At 49.1% G+C, this 18,558-nt stretch carries 20 protein-coding genes; 12 read left to right on the forward strand and 8 right to left on the reverse strand.

Going from position 1 to position 18,558, the window contains the following annotated elements:
- The first annotated feature begins 141 nt into the window (after window positions 1-141).
- The 3 genes from ACTHRH_RS20200 (at window position 142) to ACTHRH_RS20210 (ending at window position 2,654) form a co-directional block, all read left to right on the forward strand.
- Window positions 142-612, forward strand: coding sequence for a GNAT family N-acetyltransferase (locus ACTHRH_RS20200; RefSeq protein ID WP_440417374.1), 471 nt, complete (start codon window positions 142-144; stop codon window positions 610-612).
- A 78-nt stretch (window positions 613-690) separates the two neighbouring features.
- Window positions 691-1,167, forward strand: a complete 477-nt coding sequence (locus ACTHRH_RS20205; protein ID WP_440417376.1) for a MarR family winged helix-turn-helix transcriptional regulator — start codon at window positions 691-693, stop codon at window positions 1,165-1,167.
- Window positions 1,168-1,277: 110 nt separating this feature from the next.
- Window positions 1,278-2,654, forward strand: a complete 1,377-nt coding sequence (locus ACTHRH_RS20210; RefSeq protein WP_440417378.1) for a serine hydrolase — start codon at window positions 1,278-1,280, stop codon at window positions 2,652-2,654.
- Window positions 2,655-2,806: 152 nt separating this feature from the next.
- Here ACTHRH_RS20210 and ACTHRH_RS20215 read toward each other — a convergent pair whose 3' ends face one another.
- Window positions 2,807-4,426: a WG repeat-containing protein gene (locus ACTHRH_RS20215; protein WP_440417380.1), complete on the reverse strand. Its 1,620-nt coding sequence runs from the start codon at window positions 4,424-4,426 to the stop codon at window positions 2,807-2,809.
- Between the two features lie 251 nt (window positions 4,427-4,677).
- Between ACTHRH_RS20215 and ACTHRH_RS20220 the strand changes: the two genes are divergently transcribed.
- Window positions 4,678-5,145: a DUF3995 domain-containing protein gene (locus ACTHRH_RS20220; protein ID WP_144939662.1), complete on the forward strand. Its 468-nt coding sequence runs from the start codon at window positions 4,678-4,680 to the stop codon at window positions 5,143-5,145.
- A 22-nt stretch (window positions 5,146-5,167) separates the two neighbouring features.
- Here the strand turns inward: ACTHRH_RS20220 and ACTHRH_RS20225 are convergent, their stop codons facing one another.
- A complete protein-coding gene (locus tag ACTHRH_RS20225; RefSeq protein ID WP_144939664.1) occupies window positions 5,168-5,635 on the reverse strand; it encodes a GNAT family N-acetyltransferase in 468 nt (155 codons plus the stop codon).
- Between the two features lie 268 nt (window positions 5,636-5,903).
- Between ACTHRH_RS20225 and ACTHRH_RS20230 the strand changes: the two genes are divergently transcribed.
- The 5 genes from ACTHRH_RS20230 to ACTHRH_RS20250 all read left to right on the forward strand — a co-directional run bounded on the left by ACTHRH_RS20230 (window position 5,904) and on the right by ACTHRH_RS20250 (window position 10,873).
- Window positions 5,904-6,977 carry a YeeE/YedE family protein gene (locus ACTHRH_RS20230; protein ID WP_144939666.1) on the forward strand — a complete coding sequence of 358 codons (1,074 nt, stop codon included), beginning with the start codon at window positions 5,904-5,906 and terminating at the stop codon, window positions 6,975-6,977.
- Window positions 6,978-7,009: 32 nt separating this feature from the next.
- Window positions 7,010-7,240: a sulfurtransferase TusA family protein gene (locus tag ACTHRH_RS20235; protein WP_440417383.1), complete on the forward strand. Its 231-nt coding sequence runs from the start codon at window positions 7,010-7,012 to the stop codon at window positions 7,238-7,240.
- Window positions 7,241-7,336: 96 nt separating this feature from the next.
- Entirely contained in the window at window positions 7,337-8,143 is an 807-nt protein-coding gene (locus ACTHRH_RS20240) for a MerR family transcriptional regulator (protein ID WP_440417385.1), read from the forward strand.
- On the forward strand, window positions 8,143-9,948 hold the full coding sequence (locus tag ACTHRH_RS20245) for an ABC transporter ATP-binding protein (RefSeq protein WP_440417406.1): 1,806 nt from the start codon (window positions 8,143-8,145) through the stop codon (window positions 9,946-9,948). The genes ACTHRH_RS20240 and ACTHRH_RS20245 overlap by 1 nt, the downstream gene beginning before the upstream one ends.
- Window positions 9,949-10,060: 112 nt before the next feature.
- Window positions 10,061-10,873 (forward strand): DeoR/GlpR family DNA-binding transcription regulator, encoded by an 813-nt coding sequence (locus tag ACTHRH_RS20250; RefSeq protein ID WP_440417387.1) that lies wholly within the window; start codon window positions 10,061-10,063, stop codon window positions 10,871-10,873.
- A gap of 42 nt (window positions 10,874-10,915) precedes the next feature.
- On the opposite strand, the gene ACTHRH_RS20255 is transcribed toward ACTHRH_RS20250, so the two are convergent.
- From ACTHRH_RS20255 to ACTHRH_RS20265, 3 genes are all read right to left on the reverse strand, one after another.
- Complete coding sequence (locus ACTHRH_RS20255) at window positions 10,916-11,692, reverse strand: alkaline phosphatase family protein (RefSeq protein WP_440417408.1); 777 nt, start codon at window positions 11,690-11,692, stop codon at window positions 10,916-10,918.
- Between the two features lie 123 nt (window positions 11,693-11,815).
- Complete coding sequence (locus ACTHRH_RS20260; protein ID WP_144939674.1) at window positions 11,816-12,673, reverse strand: SMR family transporter; 858 nt, start codon at window positions 12,671-12,673, stop codon at window positions 11,816-11,818.
- Between the two features lie 127 nt (window positions 12,674-12,800).
- A complete protein-coding gene (locus ACTHRH_RS20265; RefSeq protein ID WP_440417389.1) occupies window positions 12,801-13,997 on the reverse strand; it encodes an MFS transporter in 1,197 nt (398 codons plus the stop codon).
- A 124-nt stretch (window positions 13,998-14,121) separates the two neighbouring features.
- On the opposite strand from ACTHRH_RS20265, the gene ACTHRH_RS20270 reads away from it, so the two are divergent.
- Entirely contained in the window at window positions 14,122-14,733 is a 612-nt protein-coding gene (locus ACTHRH_RS20270) for a TetR/AcrR family transcriptional regulator (protein ID WP_144939677.1), read from the forward strand.
- Window positions 14,734-14,759: 26 nt separating this feature from the next.
- Window positions 14,760-15,188 (forward strand): DUF6157 family protein, encoded by a 429-nt coding sequence (locus ACTHRH_RS20275; protein WP_144939679.1) that lies wholly within the window; start codon window positions 14,760-14,762, stop codon window positions 15,186-15,188.
- Window positions 15,189-15,216: 28 nt separating this feature from the next.
- On the opposite strand, the gene ACTHRH_RS20280 is transcribed toward ACTHRH_RS20275, so the two are convergent.
- Window positions 15,217-16,005 carry an exodeoxyribonuclease III gene (locus ACTHRH_RS20280; protein WP_144939681.1) on the reverse strand — a complete coding sequence of 263 codons (789 nt, stop codon included), beginning with the start codon at window positions 16,003-16,005 and terminating at the stop codon, window positions 15,217-15,219.
- 646 nt (window positions 16,006-16,651) lie between these two features.
- Here ACTHRH_RS20280 and ACTHRH_RS20285 point away from each other — a divergent pair.
- On the forward strand, window positions 16,652-17,206 hold the full coding sequence (locus ACTHRH_RS20285; RefSeq protein WP_144939683.1) for a sugar O-acetyltransferase: 555 nt from the start codon (window positions 16,652-16,654) through the stop codon (window positions 17,204-17,206).
- 209 nt (window positions 17,207-17,415) lie between these two features.
- Here the strand turns inward: ACTHRH_RS20285 and ACTHRH_RS20290 are convergent, their stop codons facing one another.
- The gene (locus ACTHRH_RS20290; protein WP_379286061.1) at window positions 17,416-18,111 is read right to left on the reverse strand and encodes an LrgB family protein; all 696 of its coding nucleotides are present in this window, start codon (window positions 18,109-18,111) and stop codon (window positions 17,416-17,418) included.
- Window positions 18,029-18,475 (reverse strand): CidA/LrgA family protein, encoded by a 447-nt coding sequence (locus ACTHRH_RS20295; RefSeq protein WP_440417393.1) that lies wholly within the window; start codon window positions 18,473-18,475, stop codon window positions 18,029-18,031. The genes ACTHRH_RS20290 and ACTHRH_RS20295 overlap by 83 nt, the downstream gene beginning before the upstream one ends.
- Window positions 18,476-18,558 lie beyond the last annotated feature (83 nt).

The raw sequence follows: 18,558 nt of genomic DNA on the forward strand, positions 1-18,558 counted from the left end.
GGACTCCTATTTATGTCATGAGATAGAATCAATGCTGCAAAACCCACCTTCGGTTCCAAGCCTTAGGGTGGGTTTCTAGTTTCTTCTATAAGGTTACAACTTAACGCTGAAGATTAATGTTTGGGAGAGGAGGAGAGGGCCGTGGTCGTACAGAGTGCAGTAGAAGAAGATATAACTCCTTGGTTGAATCTGGCTTCGGAGGTGGAATATCTCTTCGGTCCAATGGTGGATGATCCGAAGTTCTTGCTGGCACTGCAGAAAAATATTAGCAGGGGGAGCGCCTTCTGCATTCGTGAAAATGACGGCCTGCCGGGGTCCCGCCTTATGGGAGGACTTCTTTTCTCTTCGTCATCTGCTCCTGTCTATAAGATCGGTTGGCTGGCCGTTGCGTCCAGATTGAGGCAACAAGGTGTTGCTACGGCATTAATCAAGCATGTTCTGTCCCTTGTGCAGCGTCCGGCGGAAGTGACGGTTACCACCTTTGGCAATGATATAGCAGACGGGCTTCCAGCCAGAAATCTTTATATCCAGCATGGATTTATTCCGGAGGAGATGGTTTCCAACGGGCCGGAAGGCGGATCGCGTCAAAGGTTCAGGTTAGTCCTAAGATAATGCGGGACTTGCAGAGTGATCCGTTAACGACTATAATAATTAAGGTATCTAAATTATGAAGGGTGCGAATATATTCGAATGAAGAAAGCAAGTCCGGATCTTATCCGCGTAGTCAAAGATATGAACGAAGCGGATTACGCGATTAACATAATGCTGGTTCAGGCCTATGAGTCGCTGTTCAATAGCGATATTACGGCCAAGCAAACCATCCTGCTGGAGTTCGTTCACAAGCACGGGCAATTGACGGTCAGCGAACTGGCGGAACGGATGAAGGTAACCTCCAGTGCGGTCAGTCAAATCATCAGCAAGCTGGAGAGGGCGAAGTATGTGCGCCGGGAGATCAATCCGCTTAATCGCAGAGAGATTCTGGTCCGGCTGGATGAAATGGGGATCGAGCATTTTGCCAAGGAGGAACAGATGGAGCTTTCCATCATTGAGCGCTTTTATTCTCAATTGGACTATGAAGAAGTCGTCACGATGAAAAATATCGTTCTCAAGCTCAAAGCGATCGTGGAGAAGGAGCTTAACGAAGCCGGGACCCTGAGGGACAAATAATGGCCGGCTACGGAGAAAAGGTTATGCAGGGAGAAGCAAGATTCCCTGTGCCAAATTATTAAGGATTCTTAATAATTAAGCATATATAATATAAGAAAGGGAGAGAAGCTATGAGTATGAAACGACAAAGATTGGAGCAATTATTCGGAGGTTTGGCGGAAAAAGGTGAGGTGAACGGAGTTATTCTGGCTGCCGAGCATGGAGAAATCATTTATCAAGCTGCTTTCGGACAGGCTGATCTATCCACGAGCCGCCGGTTGCAGACAAACACCGTATTCGAGCTGGCTTCACTGTCGAAGCCTTTCACAGCTTTGGGTATCGTTGTGCTTGAGGAGAAGGGCATGCTCGCCTATGACGAGCCGATTGAGCGGTGGCTGCCGGAGCTTCCTTACCAAGGGATCACCGTTCGCCATCTGCTCTGCCATACGTCCGGACTGCCGGATTATATGGACTTGTTTTTCGAGCATTGGGACCGTTCGAACATCGCGACCAATGCGGATGTCCTGAATCTGCTGGTGCGGCATCGCCCACCGGTTTATTTCGAGCCGAATGAAAACTGGCTATACAGTAATACGGGCTATGTGCTGCTTGCTATTCTTATCGAGCGGATAACAGGGCAGCGGTTTGCCGATTTTATGAGCGAGCATGTATTCAGTCCGTTAGGCATGAAGAATACGAGTATTTATAATCGAAGATATAGCGGCGAGGTCATTCCCGATTACGCTTTCGGCTACATTTATGATCTGCATTCCGACCGCTATGAGCTGCCGGACCTTGTGCCGAAAACGAATTACGTAGTGTTTCTGGATGGCATCCAGGGGGACGGAACCGTGAATTCAAATTTGCATGATTTGTATAAATTCGATCAGGCACTTCATGCCGGACAATTTGTGAGCCGGAAATCGCTGGAACAGATATTTGCGCCGGCGAGTTTGAATAACGGCGAGACATGCGGCTACGGGTTCGGCTGGATATTGGAAGAGAAAGAGGGGAAGGGCAGGGCGGTGAGCCATAGCGGAGGGTGGCCGGGATATGCCACCAACCTGATTCGATATATCGATGCCGATATGACGCTGATTTATTTAAGCAATATGGAGCAGGATGTGGAATTCGACCAGGCTCTTCTTATCGCTGCCGAGCAAATTTTGTTCGATCTGTCTTACGATGCTCCACAGCGTCCGGCCCAAAGGAAGCTTGCCGTCATAGACCCTGGTCTATATGAAAGCTATATCGGCACGTACCGGCTGGACGAAGGTGAAGGAGTCCATGAGGAAACCGTCGCAGTCGTTCTGACCGAAGGGGACAGACTGTACCTGCAGATCACCGGCAAAGTGCGGCTCGAGCTTTACCCGGCTACCGAAACAAGGTTCTTCGTACGCTCAGTTCCGGTAGAAGTAAAATTTAGCATACAGAACGGGATGGGTAAGGCGGAGAAGCTGGTTATTCTGCAGGAGGGAACGGAGACGTCAGCGGTTCGGGTGGATTAGTAAGCGATAAGCATTTCGTCTGTCGGATTGAGGAGGTAGGTGAAATGGGTAGAATATTGGGTGTCCTAATGGCGGGAAATTTACAAAAGCCGAACTATTCTTACCGACATAGGCGGCATATAGTTCGGCTTTATCTATTCATGTGACTTCGTTCACGGATCAAATAAACGTAAAATCGTCAAATAGGCTTGCTGACGCGTGTAGGAGCCCTTGGGATCAAATTCGTTATTACCGACACCGTTCATAATGCCCCGGGAGACCACATAAGCAACGGAATCGTAAGCCCAACCGGCGATGAGTTCGTTATCCGCGAAGCTTGCAGGAGGGGCTGCCGTATCCAAATCCAAAACGTTGGCGGTATTTCTTAGCATAACGGCTGCTTCCTCCCGAGTCAGGCTGCCTTCGGGATCGAAGCGGCCCGCTCCTTTGCCGGACACAATTCCAAGAGTATAGGCGGCGAGAACATCCTTATCCACGGTGTCGGTAAAGGGAGGTTCGGGCATTGAAACGTTTTTTTCTAATAGGAAGTGATCTATGCCGGTACCGGTCTGAGCCTCAATGAAATGGATGACTAGCGTGCTAAATTCCTGTCGCGTGATCTTGTTCCTATAGTCCTCCTGCAGCGCAGGGGGAATAAGCCCGGCCTCAATAGCTACCGATATCCCGTCCGCCGCCCAGTCATCGGGAGAGTCCGAGCCGGAAGGCAAACGGGATTCTGGGGCCGGATGGGCGATATAGCCCCATTTGTACCTTTTTTGAACAGGTGCCAACCCATCGTTGAAATCCCCAGCAAATTCATATTGAAGCGGGATCACTTCATTCCCCGTTTTATCAATAAAGCCGTACTTCATATTTTTGCTGACTCGCGCCAACCCTTCGCTAAAATCACTTGCATTATGATACTGGGGCTTGACGATTTCCTTGCCGGTTTTATCAATAAAGCCCCAGACTCCGTTCTGTTGAACTCTGGCTATTCCTTCTTTAAAGCCAAGTACCCGTTCATATTGCGGCTCTACGACTACATTGCCGGATTTATCAATGAATCCGTATTTCAAGTCGAAATTTTCTTCCTTGATGACGACTCCCATTCCTTCGTCGAAACCGATGACATAGTCGAACGACTTGCCCAAATGGACCTCCGTTCCAGTAAGATCAATGAGAAAGCTCTGCCCATTTTTCGTTACGGATGCAAGGCCATCGCTAAAGTGGCTCACCGACTCATATTGGATGGGAATGACTTCTTTGCCTGTCGTGTCAATGAACCCCATTTTTCCATTCTTCCGAACCCAGGCCCGACCTTCATAAAAAGATCCTGCCTCGTCATACTGCAGCTTGACGACTTCTTGTCCGTTCTTATCAATAAAGCCCCATTTGCCGCCTTTGCTGACCGCAGCCAGTCCTTCTTTAAAGAAATCCGCACTGTCGTCGTATTGAGGAGGAATCCTATCTTCGCCTGTATTATCGATAAATCCATACTTTCCCGCCCTTAAAATTTTTGCCATGCCCTCACTGAAATTCCATGTATAGTCATTGTAGTTTTCGGTGTACTCGTGGGGCAGAGGGAAGGCCAATTGACCGGTCGTGTCAATATACCCATGCTGACCATCCTGTTCAATCTGCGCCAGCCCCTCACTGAAGGGCCAAGCCGCATCGTATTGGGGAGGGATGACAAATACGGGGGATTGGGCGAACCCAGTATTTGCGATGCCCAGCAGGATAACCGCACAACCCATGATGCTGCACATAAGCTTAAAACAAACATGTCTGCGCATAGCGGCAAAAAACTCCTTCCAATTGGATTTGTTCAGGCAGTTCATTGCTGTTAATAGCTGGATTATTATGTTCGATACTTATCATGAAATCCCTGCCGTTATGTACGATGGGTGGGGTCACCTCGTTATTGATTATTATTTCATAATTGGATAGTATTTGTGTCAGTATAGACTTTGGTAATAGGGAAAACTTCTTTTTTTTATTTTCGCAGTATGACAATCATAAGGGTCCATGAAAGGCGGAGATCGATATGTCCGTTCAACGAAAGAGATGGCCGATCACTTGCGGGGTCGTCTGGTCTTTGCTGTTCGCCTTGATGAGCTTTTATTGGGCGAGTGGCGGCATGCTGGGGGTTAATACGCTAGGGCCGGAAATTTCGCGGCAAGCCGTCTTGCGCGACGATAGCTTCATTTTCGTCGTATGGTTGACGGGGGTGGCCAAGGTTGCCGGGGCACTTTTATTACTCGCATTGAAGATTAACTGGAGCAACGGGCTTGTCCAAGCAGCGTTTCGAATTACAGCCATGGTTGGCGGAATACTTCTTTTCCTTTATGGGCTATTTAACTTAGTAGCAGTGCTGCTCATGATGGCTCAAGTTCTGAATTTGCCGACAATCGACTCTTACTCGGCGTGGTGGCGCCTCTTCTTCTGGGAGCCGTTCTGGATGATAGGCGGGCTGTTTTATTTCGTTGCCGGCCGGACGGCAAGAGCGGGGTGAAGCATCCGGCCGAAACTGCTTATTAAGTAAGCTTCAATCGCCGGATGATTTCAGTTCCGCTCCGGTCTATCTCCACAAAACCTAGCGATTCGTACAGGCCCGAAGCGCGATCATTCCCCGGCCTGTGACCTAGAATAATATATTCGCATGCATGCTTCTCCTTCATATAGCGAATCAGCTCCGTTAAGCCTGCCCTTCCCAAACCTTTGCCCTGGAATTGGCGGTCGATTACAAAGGCCATTATCCAGTATTGCCCGTCCTCCGGATCGATAGCGTAAATCGCAAGACCGACCAGATCGGTTCCTGAATAAATGGCGAGAGGACTATATCCGCAGTAGGCGGACTCGGCCAGCCAATAGACGGCGGGGACGGGGAATAACGTCTGCTGCTCGTCCGTAACTTGAATTTGTGTGCAGTCGTACCAGTTGTCGTGATCTACAGGGCGGAGCTCCACCCCGGAATAAAATCGTTCATCATTTTTCGGTTTCATTAACCGTTGTCCTCCTTCGCTATGGCTATCCTCTGCTTTTCTTCAGAGATTCTCTTTCGTTCCCCTCCATTTATTTATATTGCCAGGGAGCCAAGATTCACAAGAGATTAAATGGAATATAACCGTTTTATCCCATTGCAGTAATAAAATAAAGCTAATAATTCCTAGTTGAAAAATTGGAATAATTGCAGTATATTCTGAGTATATAAAAAAGCATCCAACGATACCACTTTAGAAATGAATAACAAATCGGGAAAGGGTGAACGGAATGCTGGCGAAAATTGGGTTGGGCGTTCTTTGCGGACTGCTGCTCGGCTTTGTCTTACAAAGAGGACGGTTTTGCGTGGTTGGTGCGTATAGAGATATGTATTTGACTAAAGATAACCGGATGTTTATTGCCGTGCTGATTGCCATTGCGGTGCAAGCGATCGGGATCTTCGCCTTGTCAGGGCTGGGCGTGATTCAGCTCAGTAATGTATCCTTTACATGGCTTGGGGCTATTATCGGAGGACTTTTGTTCGGATTCGGCATTGTGCTCGCCGGAGGCTGCGCCACCGGTACTTGGTACCGTGCGGGAGAAGGGCTGATCGGCAGTTGGGTAGCTTTATTCACTTATATGCTTGGTACGGTAATTACTAAGGCAGGAATTTTGAAGCCCGTCAACGATCAAATTACTCAGTATAAAACAACCGAGGGGACGATTTACGGCACGTTCGGCATTTCACCCTGGGTCCTTATTGTTTTGTTTACTCTTCTTGTCGGCTTTATAGTTTGGAGACATTTAAGCAGGCCTTCCGTGAAAATCCCTTCGCTTAAGCCCAAGAAGACGGGACTAGCGCATATATTGTTTGAGAAGCGCTGGCATCCGTTCGTAACGGCGATTATTGTCGGAATCATTGCCATTTTGGCTTGGCCGATGAGTGAAGCGACGGGGCGGATGTTCGGGCTCGGCATTACGACTCCTAGCGGCAATATTTTGCGCTACTTAACGACCGGCGATTCCAAGCTGCTGGATTGGGGAGTTTTCCTGGTACTCGGCATCGGTATAGGCTCTTTCATCGCGGCCAAAGGCAGCGGAGAATTTCGTTGGCGGCTTCCCGACCGCAAGACGATTCGCAACAACTTTTTCGGCGGATTATTGATGGGGTTTGGAGCCAGCTTGGCGGGAGGCTGCACCATCGGCAACGGTTTGGTGAATACTTCCTTGTTCTCCTGGCAGGGTTGGGTGGCCACGTTATTCATTATTCTGGGAACATGGGCAGCCACCTATATCGTTATTGTGCGCGGCCAACGCAAAGCTAATTCAACCGGCAAGGGATATCAACAATCCGTCCCGGCATAACCGGATAATATAATAGGAAAGGATGATTCATAATGAGACAGCATCATTTGCAAGTCGTAGGGATGGTATGCCCGTTTCCATTGGTGGAAGCGAAGAAAGTCATGCAGGATCTCCCCGCAGGGTCCGAGTTGGTCATCGACTTCGACTGTACGCAAGCGACTGAATCACTGCCTCGATGGGCGGCAACGGACGGTCATGAAGTGACTTCTTTCGAGCAAACGGACGATGCCCAGTGGAGAATTGTGATTCGAAAGAAGAAGTAAATAAAGAAGGCGGTTGTTTACAAATAAATACAGAAAAAAAGCTTGCCCTTGACCTTACGTCAAGGGCTATACTTTTTGGTGAAGGGAGTGGTAAAGATGACAGAACAGAAATGGTATACCATCGGCGAATTTGCGAGGCTAACCCATGTAACGGAGCGTGCCTTGCGCTTTTATGACAAAAAAACGCTGCTTAAACCGTCCGGGCGCAATGCGCAGGGCCATCGCCTGTATTCAGATAAAGACATCGTTCGTTTGCAAAAGATCGTCACCTTAAAATATCTCGATTATACCCTGGAAGAAATTGCGGAATATTTGAATAAGCCGGAGCTCGATTTGAAACGGTCTTTGGCTTTTCAGAAGCAATTGCTGCTTAAGAAGCGCGAGCATCTGGATAAGGTTATCGAAACCTTGAACAGCGTCCAGGAGATGATGGAAGAGTCGGAATATTTTCAGAGAGACGATATCCTGATGTTGATTTATGCCTTTCAAATGGAGGATAGGCATAAGGATTGGCTCGAGCAGCGTCTTTCCCATACGACGGTAGATGCGCTATTTTTTGAAGGCCGGCCGGATGAGCGGAAGAAGTTTGAGCGCAGGCTAATGGCTATTTATGCGGAGCTTAAACAATTTGGCAAGGAAGGCAAACAGCCTGACGATCCGGTCGTTCAGGACAAGGCGCAGGAATTGATAACCGTCATGTTTTCTTATATCGGAGAAGAGCCGATGGAAGAGTTTTTAACGAATATAGGCACAGAGTCGGTAGACCCGATTTTATTTCCCGATTTTACTCAAGAGGAGGACATTTTCCTTCAGCAAGTATTTGAAAATATGAATGATCCGCGAATAAGGAATATGTTCGAAGACACTGAAAGCCATACGAGGGAGGAGGGAGACAAGGAATGATGAACTCAACCGCTCATCCGAAGGACGCCGGGAAAGAGACCGTCGATATGCCTAAATGGGGAGACTTCTTATCCTTGTTGAGCAAGTACAGGCCGGCGCTCTGGATCATCATTATTACGATTCTGCTGGGCTTGGGGGAGACGATTCTGAATCTGCTCATTCCGCTGTTCACTATGGATATGGTGAATCAGTTGTCGGCGGGAAATCTGCAGGGGATGACCATCGCTTTATTGGTAGGAGTATTTATCGCGCAGGCTGCATTATCGGGATTTTCCATCTTTTCCATGTCTTATATCGGTCAGTATGTCATTGCCAAGCTGCGAGACGACTTATGGCAGAGAGTGCTGGGTTTGCCCGTTCCCTTCTTCGACCGCAACACTTCGGGGGAGACAATGAGCCGGATGACGAACGACACCAATGTGATTAAAGATTTTATAACGGCACATGTCATTTCCTTCTTGTCCGGACTCGTCTCCATTATCGGGGCTGTCATATTGCTGCTGACGATCGATTGGAAAGTCACCGTGCTGATGCTGCTGGCGGTGCCGGCTGCACTGCTCATTCTATGGCCGATAGGAGCGAAAATGTTCGGGGTATCCCAAGGAATGCAGAACGAAACGGCGCTGTTCCAAGGGGATCTCGGCCGTGTATTGTCGGAAATCCGTCTCGTCAAATCGTCATTGGCCGAACCGCTAGAGCTGGAGCGGGGGCAGAAGCGTATAGGCCATCTGTTTCGTTATGGTTTGAAGGAAGCGAGAATCATGGCTTTGGTATCGCCCTTGATGATGAGCATCATGATGCTGCTGCTTGTTCTGTTGATCGGCTACGGAGGTGTGCGGGTAGCTGCCGGAACATTGAACGGCGGCCAACTGGTAGCCATCATTCTATACATGTTCCAGATTGTCATTCCTTTTACCCAAATGGCATCGTTCTTCACCCAATTCCAGAAAGCCATGGGCGCATCGGAACGGATTCTGGCTATTATGCGGGAGGAGCCCGAAGAGAACAACGGGGTGGAGGAGCATGATCCGCCTGCCACTCATGCAGCACCACTTCAAGTGTCGGATAGGTCGAAGCCGGTTTGGTTCGATTCGGTCAGCTTCGGTTATTCCCCGGATAGGCTCATTCTGCGCAATGTGTCCATAACCGTGGAAGCAGGGCAGACGACGGCTTTCGTAGGGCCCAGCGGAACCGGGAAGACGACCTTGTTTTCGCTGCTGGAGAGATTTTACGAGCCGTCTGGGGGAACAATTTATTATGGCACGAGGCCGCTTTCCTCCTATACCCTGAAGGATTGGCGAAACCGGCTAGCCTATGTATCACAGGAAAGTCCGATGATGGGCGGAACCATTCGTGACAATTTGACTTATGGCTTGGAGGAAGTGGACGAAGGGAAAATGAATGAGGCGATCGAACAGGCCAATCTGAAGGAGTTCATCCATTCCCTGGAGAAAGGGCTGGACACGGAGGTTGGCGAAAGAGGGGTTAAGCTGTCGGGCGGTCAACGCCAGCGCCTGGCCATTGCCCGGGCGATTCTGCGCGACCCGGAAATTTTGCTGCTGGATGAGGCTACGGCTCATCTGGACAGTGCCTCCGAACGGCTGGTTCAGGATGCGCTGCAAATACTGATGAAAGGCCGGACCACATTAGTGATCGCTCACCGTCTGTCAACCGTATACAATGCGGATAAGATCGTGGTGCTGGAACAAGGCGAGGTCACCGGACAAGGCACTCATGAAGAGCTGCTGGCGACTCATCCATTTTATCGGAAGCTGGTGCACCAGCAATGGGAACAAACCGGATAGCATCCGGTTTGTTTTTTTTAGAGCGAAATCGATTTGAAGGAGATCATCAGGCGGATTGTTCTAATTGCCATGGGATGGTATGTTAAAATCAAATAGAAAAGGGGGCGGGAAGGTGTCACTGCAAGGGGAAGAACGGAAGGCAAAGATACTCCAATTGCTGGAATCGAAGGGCAAGGTGGAAACCGGCTATTTGGCCAAGACGCTTAAAGTATCTACGGAGACCATCCGCAGGGATCTTGACGAATTGGAAGGCTCCGGCAAGCTGAAGAAGGTGTACGGCGGTGCGGTCAAGATCGCCCAGAAAGGAGAAGAGGCTCCGCATCTAATCCGGGAAGCCGTTAATGTGGAGGCCAAAAAACGAATAGGCCAAAAAGCGGCGGCAATGGTTGATCCCGCCGATGCCATCTTTCTGGACGAAGGCACAACCACTCTGAAGATGATTCCTTATCTGCAGCATATTCGCGGACTGACGGTGTTTACCAATTCCTTCCCGGCAGCCGTGAAACTGATGGAATATACGAATAAACAGTTATTTCACGGTAAAATAATCTTCATCGGGGGAGAGGTTAACTCCGGGCACGCCAGAACAGCCGGCTCCCTCACCGAGCATATGCTTGAGCCTTTTTATTTTACGAAAGCATTCATTTCCATAGACGGAATGGATCCTGAAGCCGGATTTACCGGTTATGACAGCAGCAAGTCGTTACTGGCTGCCAAGGTTATTCGGCGAACGAAAGAAGCGGTCGTTGTGGCAGATTTCTCTAAAGTGGGAACTCGGGCAAGCTACAGAATTGCCGGCTTGCCCGAGGTGCATACGATGATATGTGACAGCCCCCCGCCTTCGGAGTGGGAGAAGGCCATAACGGGGGCGGGGCTTCGTTGGCTGGATGCCTCCGATTTAAAATCAGGGAATACCGGCGATTAAATAACTCTAACCTTGTGCGTATCTTCTTGCGGAGCGGGTCCGCTATTCCGAAGGGGCAAACAGTCCGGCGGGAACCTGTCCTTCCCATTCCTTGGAGGGCGGGAACCCGAGTGCCCGGGCTGCGACAGGAGCCGTATCCATGAGCGAAACGGCACCCGTCAGGCGTGTGCCCGGCTGAATGCCGGGGCCATGGCAGCCCCAGAACACGGTCATATCCATCGGATGATCGCTGCCGTGTCCTCGCGGATGATCGCCGCCACCGCCGTGATCCGAGGTGAGGATGATGAGGCTGTCCTCGAGCCATCCGGCATCGCGAATGGCGTCGAGCACCTGCCCGACGTAGCGGTCCGTTTCCGTTATTTTGGCCAAATATTCGGGAACATGCGCGCCATAGCCGAATTCATGTCCGGTGTAGTCGGGCTCGCCGAAATGGATGAACATCATTTTAAGGTCCGGGTTCTCTCGGATATATTCGACGGCTGCGGAGGCCAGCTCCGGGTCGGGCAGAGATAAGGTGTCAAAGCCGCACGAATCTTCAATAATTCCGTGAATGATGGGCCGCCACTCGCAATAAGCGGCCAGCTTGCCTTCCGGCCACCGGCTCTTGATCAGCTTCATAATAGACGGATAGGGAGAATCGTCCGGATATTTTTCCTCCATGGCCTTCGTATTGTCGATCCCGTGTTTGGACGGGTCCACGCCATACATCATCGATCCCCAGCATTGCGCACTGATAGAGGGGAAGACCGTCCGAGCCTCATAAGTGAAGGCTCCGTTCTCCAGCAAACGGTGGATGTTGGGAGTGGGCGTATCTTTAATAAAATTGCCGGCCCCATCAAGCCGATGATAAACACCCGGTTACAGATCGCTTGCTCTTCGTTCCCGCGTTCCCTATTCCTCATAATTTTCTCCTCTTTTCCCTATAAAATGAATGGCCTTAACTTATCCCCACAAAGCAATGGATATGATCCCGAATGTAATTACCGAGGCCATGGCGATCCTGCGCAGTCCCTGCTGTTCCTTCAATAGAAAGATGCCGAGCAGAGTGCCGAACACGGTACCGACCTCGCGAATGGGGGCAATGGCCGCCAGCGGCGCCAATTGCAAGGCAAACAGAAAGAGCAGATAAGAGCCCGGTGAGAGAACGGAACCCAGCACAATGGTGCGCCAATTCCGGCTCCATTCCTGGCGGATTTGCCCGGATTTCAATACATAGCGTGTACCCATCAGCACATAACCAATGTTCGAAATTTCGATTAGCGCAAGCGGAGACATCTGTGCCACGATCAGTTTGTCGGTCAGAGTGTAGCCGGTAATGCACAGTCCGACTGACAGAGCCAATCCAACGGCCACCGGGGTCAAAGCTTTGTTCTGGCTCGCCTGTCGGCCGGTCAGGCCGCTGATGGCAAATAAACCGACAATAATCAGGCCGAGACCTATCCATCCTATAATCGAGAGGGACTCGTGATAGAGAAGGGTACTCATGACCGGCACCAGCAACGCTCCCGTTCCCCTCATGATCGGATATACCTGCGACATGTCGCCATGTGAATAGGCTTTGGAAAGAAGAACAAAGTAAGCGCCTTGAAAGCCCATGGATAAGGCAATGAACAGCAGCAGCTTCCACGTAAGTTGAACATGTATAAGCTCATAAATAAAATACGGGAGGAACAGCACCGCCGCTACGATATGGATGCACCATAGGAATACCGCTTTGTCCAGGCTCTTCTTTGTGAAAAGATTCCAAACGGCATGAGCCATTCCGGAGCATAAAACTAAAAGAATGGCAAGCGAGGTCATGAACGGATCATCTCATTTCATTGGATCAAATAGGTTTCCACTTCATCATAAGGGATGATGCAACAAGAAATCAACAATAAAATGTGGTTTTCGTTGTTTTTTATTGTTTTATTGTAAAAATCCTGTTTCAAAGTCCATGCTCCCGATTGCGGCCCCCTGGGGCAGACGTTCGTCGACGGATGATCAGCATTCCCAACCATACGGATACTCCATAGATTGCGGCAATGGCTCCGAACAATAGGGGCACATTCCCTCCAAGATAAAGGGGCACTCCAATAATGGGGCCTGCGGCCATTCCGATATAACGGACCAAGTTATACACGCCGACGGCGGTTGCTCTGTCTTTGGGGAAGTATTCTGTCAGCAGTGTGGCGGGGACGGGCATCGTCAATCCCATCGTAAAGCCGAATAAACAAAGCCCCGCAATGAGCAGCGGAAGAGAGAGATTCGCCGTAAAGGCGAACAAGAAAATGGAGAGCACATTAAGCATATTTGTGAATAGCAGGCTCCGTTCATTTCCCATCCTGGATTGGAGCCTAACTCCCAGCCTAACACTGACAGCAGGCAGCAGAGACAGCAGAAGAAACAAACCTCCGGTCTGTTCCGGCCCCAAGCCGTAACGATGTGCCGCTATTTGCGGCAAGAAGACCGTGAACACGTACACAGCCAAATATTGGGTGAAACCGATAAGAACCGTGGCTGAGCTTCTGTGCTTAACGGCTATAAATACAAGAGAAGACAGACGGAAGGGAGAGGCGGTCCCTGCTGCAGGCTTGGTCTCCGGAAGCCAAAACAGATTGGCCAGCAGCATGGCGATCCCCATGACAGTTACAAGAAGGAAGATACCGGAATAGCCGCTCCACCCTCCGACCATACCTCCAACGAGAGGTCCCATAGACAGCGCCAGAGTAAGAAAAAGCTGGTAGGTAGCCATCCCCCTTGCCCGTTCTCTTCCCTCATACAAATCTCCGATGACAGCGGCCGCTACTACCGGAATGGCTGCCGCCCCGATTCCTTGAAAGAAACGGCAGAGCAGCAGCATCTCAATGGAACCGGCATAGGCGCAGCCGAATGACGCACCGGTATAAACGACAATGGCCGGCAAAATGACAGTTCTTCTTCCTTTCGCATCGGCGAGCGGACCATATACGATCTGCATGACGGCAAGAGCGACCGTATACAGGGAAACCGATAAATTAACCAGATAATGAGAGGTCTGAAGCTGCTGCTGGATTTGCGGCAAGATGGGCGTATATAGATTCTGGGCAAATACCGCGATAAAAGCGCTTATCGATGCGAGCATCAAGATTCTGCGGGACATCATGGAGAAACCACTCCTTTCGGTAATAATTGACTGACGTCAGTCAATTATTGAGCATTATATTTTATTTGACTGAAGTCAGTCAAGGGGTATAATAAAACTATTACATCTCAAGGAGAGAGGTCCAATGGCTCGAATCTCGAAAGATCCGGAAGTGCGGCGCAAAGAAATTGTGGAAGCGGCCATGCAGTTGTTTCGTGAGAAGGGCTTCGCACAGACAGCCGTCAGCGATATTGTCCGTAAAGTCGGGGTTGCGCAAGGCACCTTTTATTATTATTTTAAATCGAAAGAGGAGATCGTCTTTGCCATCATTCAGTTATCCGTGTCCGCACAGGCTGAAAAGATAGAAAGCATTGCAGATAACAACCGAATGACGGCCCGGGATAAACTGACGAAAGTGCTCGGGGAAGAGATTTATAGCCCATCGCAATACAAAATGTATCTCGACTTCCTCCACCAGGAAAACAATGCCCTGCATCACCAAAAGCTGATCGTGGCTAAAATTCATGCCTTCGCCCCTATGATCGCCCAAATATTGCAGCAAGGAACGGAGGAAGGGCAGTTTCAAGTCGAGGATCCGCTAGAGGCGGCGGAGTTTATATTAACCGGTATGCTATTTTTATTTGATCAAGGTATTTTTCAATGGACGGATTCGGAGCTAAGGAGCAAGGCCAAAGCGGTGGAAAAAATGATAGCTAAACTATTGGGCGTCCAGTTAAAATTTACTAAAGAACCATAATGGGAACTGGCTAAGGAGGAAGCTTGATGGAATGGAACTATTACAATACGTTCATTACGGTTTCGGCGGATTGTCCGGCCGATAAGGGGACGGTCCCTCCAGACCGGAAAGAGAAGAAGACGAAAGCCGGGATCGAGTATGCTTTGCTTTCGGAAAATCCCTACACCTATACCCAGGAAGAACTTCTTTACGAGGTTCATATTCGGCATAAAGAGATTCCCCAAGAGGAGTTGGCTGCACGGGGAGTTGAGATCAGGGAAGAATTTTACCGGAAGCCGAAGCCCTGTTTCCGAGCCTCTATGCTGCCCAAGAAATTCGGATGGGGCATTCACTTCGATCAAGAGGGGAAAATGGCTCTAGTTCCAATGGAGTCTGAGTTGTACCGGGATTTTGCCAATGGGGAGAAGGGCGAGGTGAAGCTGCTCGCGGCCATGAGAAACAGCCGGGCCCGATAATTCGGACCAGGCCGTTATGCTGCCCGCTTTAAACGTTACAGTCTTCGTTCGGCTTGGCGATTTCTTTCATAGTTAAAATAACCGGGCAATGATCGCTGCCGGTCACCTCGGAATCAATTTGTGCGTCCAGCAAGCAAGGACTAAGTCTGGCAGAAGCGAGAAAATAATCAATTCTCCACCCTATATTCCGCTCCCTTACCTTGGGTATGTAGGACCACCAGGAATAAGCGTCCGTCCGATCGGGATAGAAGTGTCTGAAGGTATCGATAAATCCCGATTCCAGAAGCTGCGTCATTTTGTCCCGCTCCTCCTGAGTGAAGCCGGAATTGTTGCGGTTCGACTTGGCATTCTTCAGGTCGATCTCTTGATGGGCCACATTCAAATCTCCACAAACAATAACTGGCTTGTCCGCATCTAACTTCTGCAGATAACTTCGAAACCGGTCTTCCCACTCCAGTCTATACGAAAGTCGGGACAAATCGCGCTTGGCATTAGGCGTATAAACATTCACCAGGAAGAAGGCATCGTACTCGAGTGTAATGATTCGCCCTTCCGGCTCCTCATCTTCCGCCAGTCCGTAGCGAACGGACAGCGGTTTGATTTTTGTGAAGACGGCCGTGCCGGAATACCCCTTTTTTTGTGCATAGTTCCAGTAAGAAGTATATTCCTCACCATGCTCCACCTGAATTTGTCCTTCCTGCAGCTTTGTTTCTTGAACACAGAATATGTCGGCATTCACCGCTTTGAAGTAGTCGTAGAACCCTTTATTTATGCAGGCTCTGAGGCCGTTAACATTCCAGGATATCAGTTTTAACATTTTCTTACTCCTTACATATCTCTATGATTTCAGCTACTAGTGTAACATAGAAGCGTAGAACCCGTCGTCTATTTTGGAGCGGAGCAGCCGGGAGTATTCTTTGAACGAATCGAGGGGCAGACCTTAAAATCGACGACAACATCGATAATATTATCATTAGTGATATCAAAAAAGCCATAGATTGGATGAATCTTCGTTAGGAAACCCTGAGTCAGATTTGGTCGAATATGTTGTCATGATAGTCTCTGGCGGAGGTGGAATTGTGGGAATTATATTGGGAAAGCGGATATTCTTTCATTCGGTAGTTCGCGATTAATCCCTTACGTTTAAGGTGTCTATGAAGAAGCGGTATCCCTATAAATAATTCATATTAGTTAAACAGCCGGAGACAGCCATTGTGCGCGGACCCGGTTGTTTTTTGTTGTGCGGTTCACCCACTAACGCTTCTAAACATCGCTCAACCAACATACTGTATCGGTGGCTGAAGTTAGCATTCTTCAATCATTATCCTCGAAGCCGTGCTGTTTTGATGCATATTCATATTTCAATAAAGAAGGGTATAGTCTTTCTGTTCCGGGCAAAAATGGTTTTATTAGCTCGGAAGGTAAGCCGAGGCAGAATTTATCTGGAAAGGGATAGGAAGAGAATGACGGAAAAAGAAAAAATGTTAAGAGGGGAACTGTATTTCGCTTCAGATGCGCTATTAACAAGGGAGCGTGAGAGTGCCAGAAAATTAATCCGATTATATAATGAGACGCTAGAGACGGAACAGGAAAAGCGGATGGATATATTAATGAAGCTTTTCGGTTCCACGGGTAACAAGCCCTACGTTGAGCCGCCATTCCGTTGTGATTATGGTTATAACATTCATGTCGGCGATCATTTTTATGCTAATTTTGACTGTATTTTTTTGGACGTGTGTGAAATTCGAATAGGGGACCATTGTTTTATGGCACCCGGCGTCCATATTTATACGGCTGCTCATCCTTTAGAACCTGAGAAACGAAGCACGGGAATTGAATACGGCAAGCCTGTTACAATTGGAAATAACGTATGGATAGGAGGAAGGGCCGTTATTAACCCGGGGGTGACTATCGGCAATAATGTGGTGGTAGCTTCTGGAGCCGTAGTGACTAAAGATGTTCCCGATTATGCGGTTGTAGGCGGCGTTCCGGCCAAAATTATTAAAATGTTGATGTGATTGGAGGTCCCGGCATCGATCTGGTCAAATTCCTTATCGATTTGCCTAACTTCTACTACTGCGAATACTTATTCTCAATATATAATGGTAGGGCGATGTCCGGAAATATTCGTTTTAACGTTATCGATATAAATAATATATTCAATAATGATAATAATTATTGCTCTATTTCCCGCTGTCTCGTTTCTCTAGAGCTCGCGGGTAAACTATTATCCCGTCCAGAGCTTGAGGAACGGCAGCAGCAGCGGGGCCGTAACAATCGTGACCATCGCAGTGATAATCATGGCCAGGCTGGCCAAAGCGCCCTCAACCGGTCCGAATTCGAAGGCTTTGGACGTTCCGGAACCATGCGCCCCTACGCCAAGAAGCAAGCCTTTGGATATGCCACTGCGAATGGGCAGGTAACGAATAACGAGCGGGCCGATGATCATTCCGGCAATTCCGGTCAGGATGACAAATACGGCAGTGATCGGAGGGATTCCTCCAAGCCTCTGCGAGATGGTCATCGCAATCGGGGTCGTGACGGAGCGGGGCAGCAAGCTGTTCACCCATTTCGGCTCGAGATGCATCCATCCGGCCAGCAGAGCCGAGGTGAATATGGCGACCAAGGAACCGAATAGTACGCTGCCGATTATTTCTGCAGCGTACTTTTTTAATAACGATGAATATTTATACAAGGGGATGGCCAGGGCAACGGTAGCCGGCTCGAGCATCCTTGACAGCCATTTTCCTCCGGATTCGAATTGATCGTAACCGACGGGAGTGAGTGCAAGAAAAGCAATGATCACAACGGGCACAATGATGATTGGCGCGAGCCAAATTTTATTGTGGCGGGCGTAGAGACGGACGGCGCCTTGGTAGATTAGAAGGGTTAGCAGCAGCATGGCCGCTGATGTCACTATCATGTTGATGTCTCCTTTTCCGATAAATGTAATCCGCCATCAAGCCGGTACAAGTCATTACGGCGGCCGTGCCGAACAGAATGACAAGCAGGAAGCGGGATCCGTCGCGGGCCATAACATCCGTATATTGAACAATTCCTACCGCAGCCGGAATAAAAAACAGCAGCAGATGACGGATGAGCCAGTTAGCGCCCGACTCCACCCAATCGAGTCGAATCACCTTGATGCGCAGGAGGATAAAAACAAGGGCGATACCGATGATACTCCCCGAAACCGGCAGGTGAAGAAAGGCCGCAATCCAGTTTCCTGCCGAAGCAAACAGCAGCAGAAGCCCAATTTGAGCAATAATCTTAAATAATATCTTCATCCCGTTCTCTCCTTTAATTTCAGTGTACATGGGGAAAATGTATAGGTAAAATACATATATGGAATGTTATTTATTCATAATAT

It is taken from the genome of Paenibacillus sp. SAFN-117 (genome assembly GCF_051966115.1).
Lineage (GTDB): Bacteria > Bacillota > Bacilli > Paenibacillales > NBRC-103111 > Paenibacillus_L > Paenibacillus_L residui.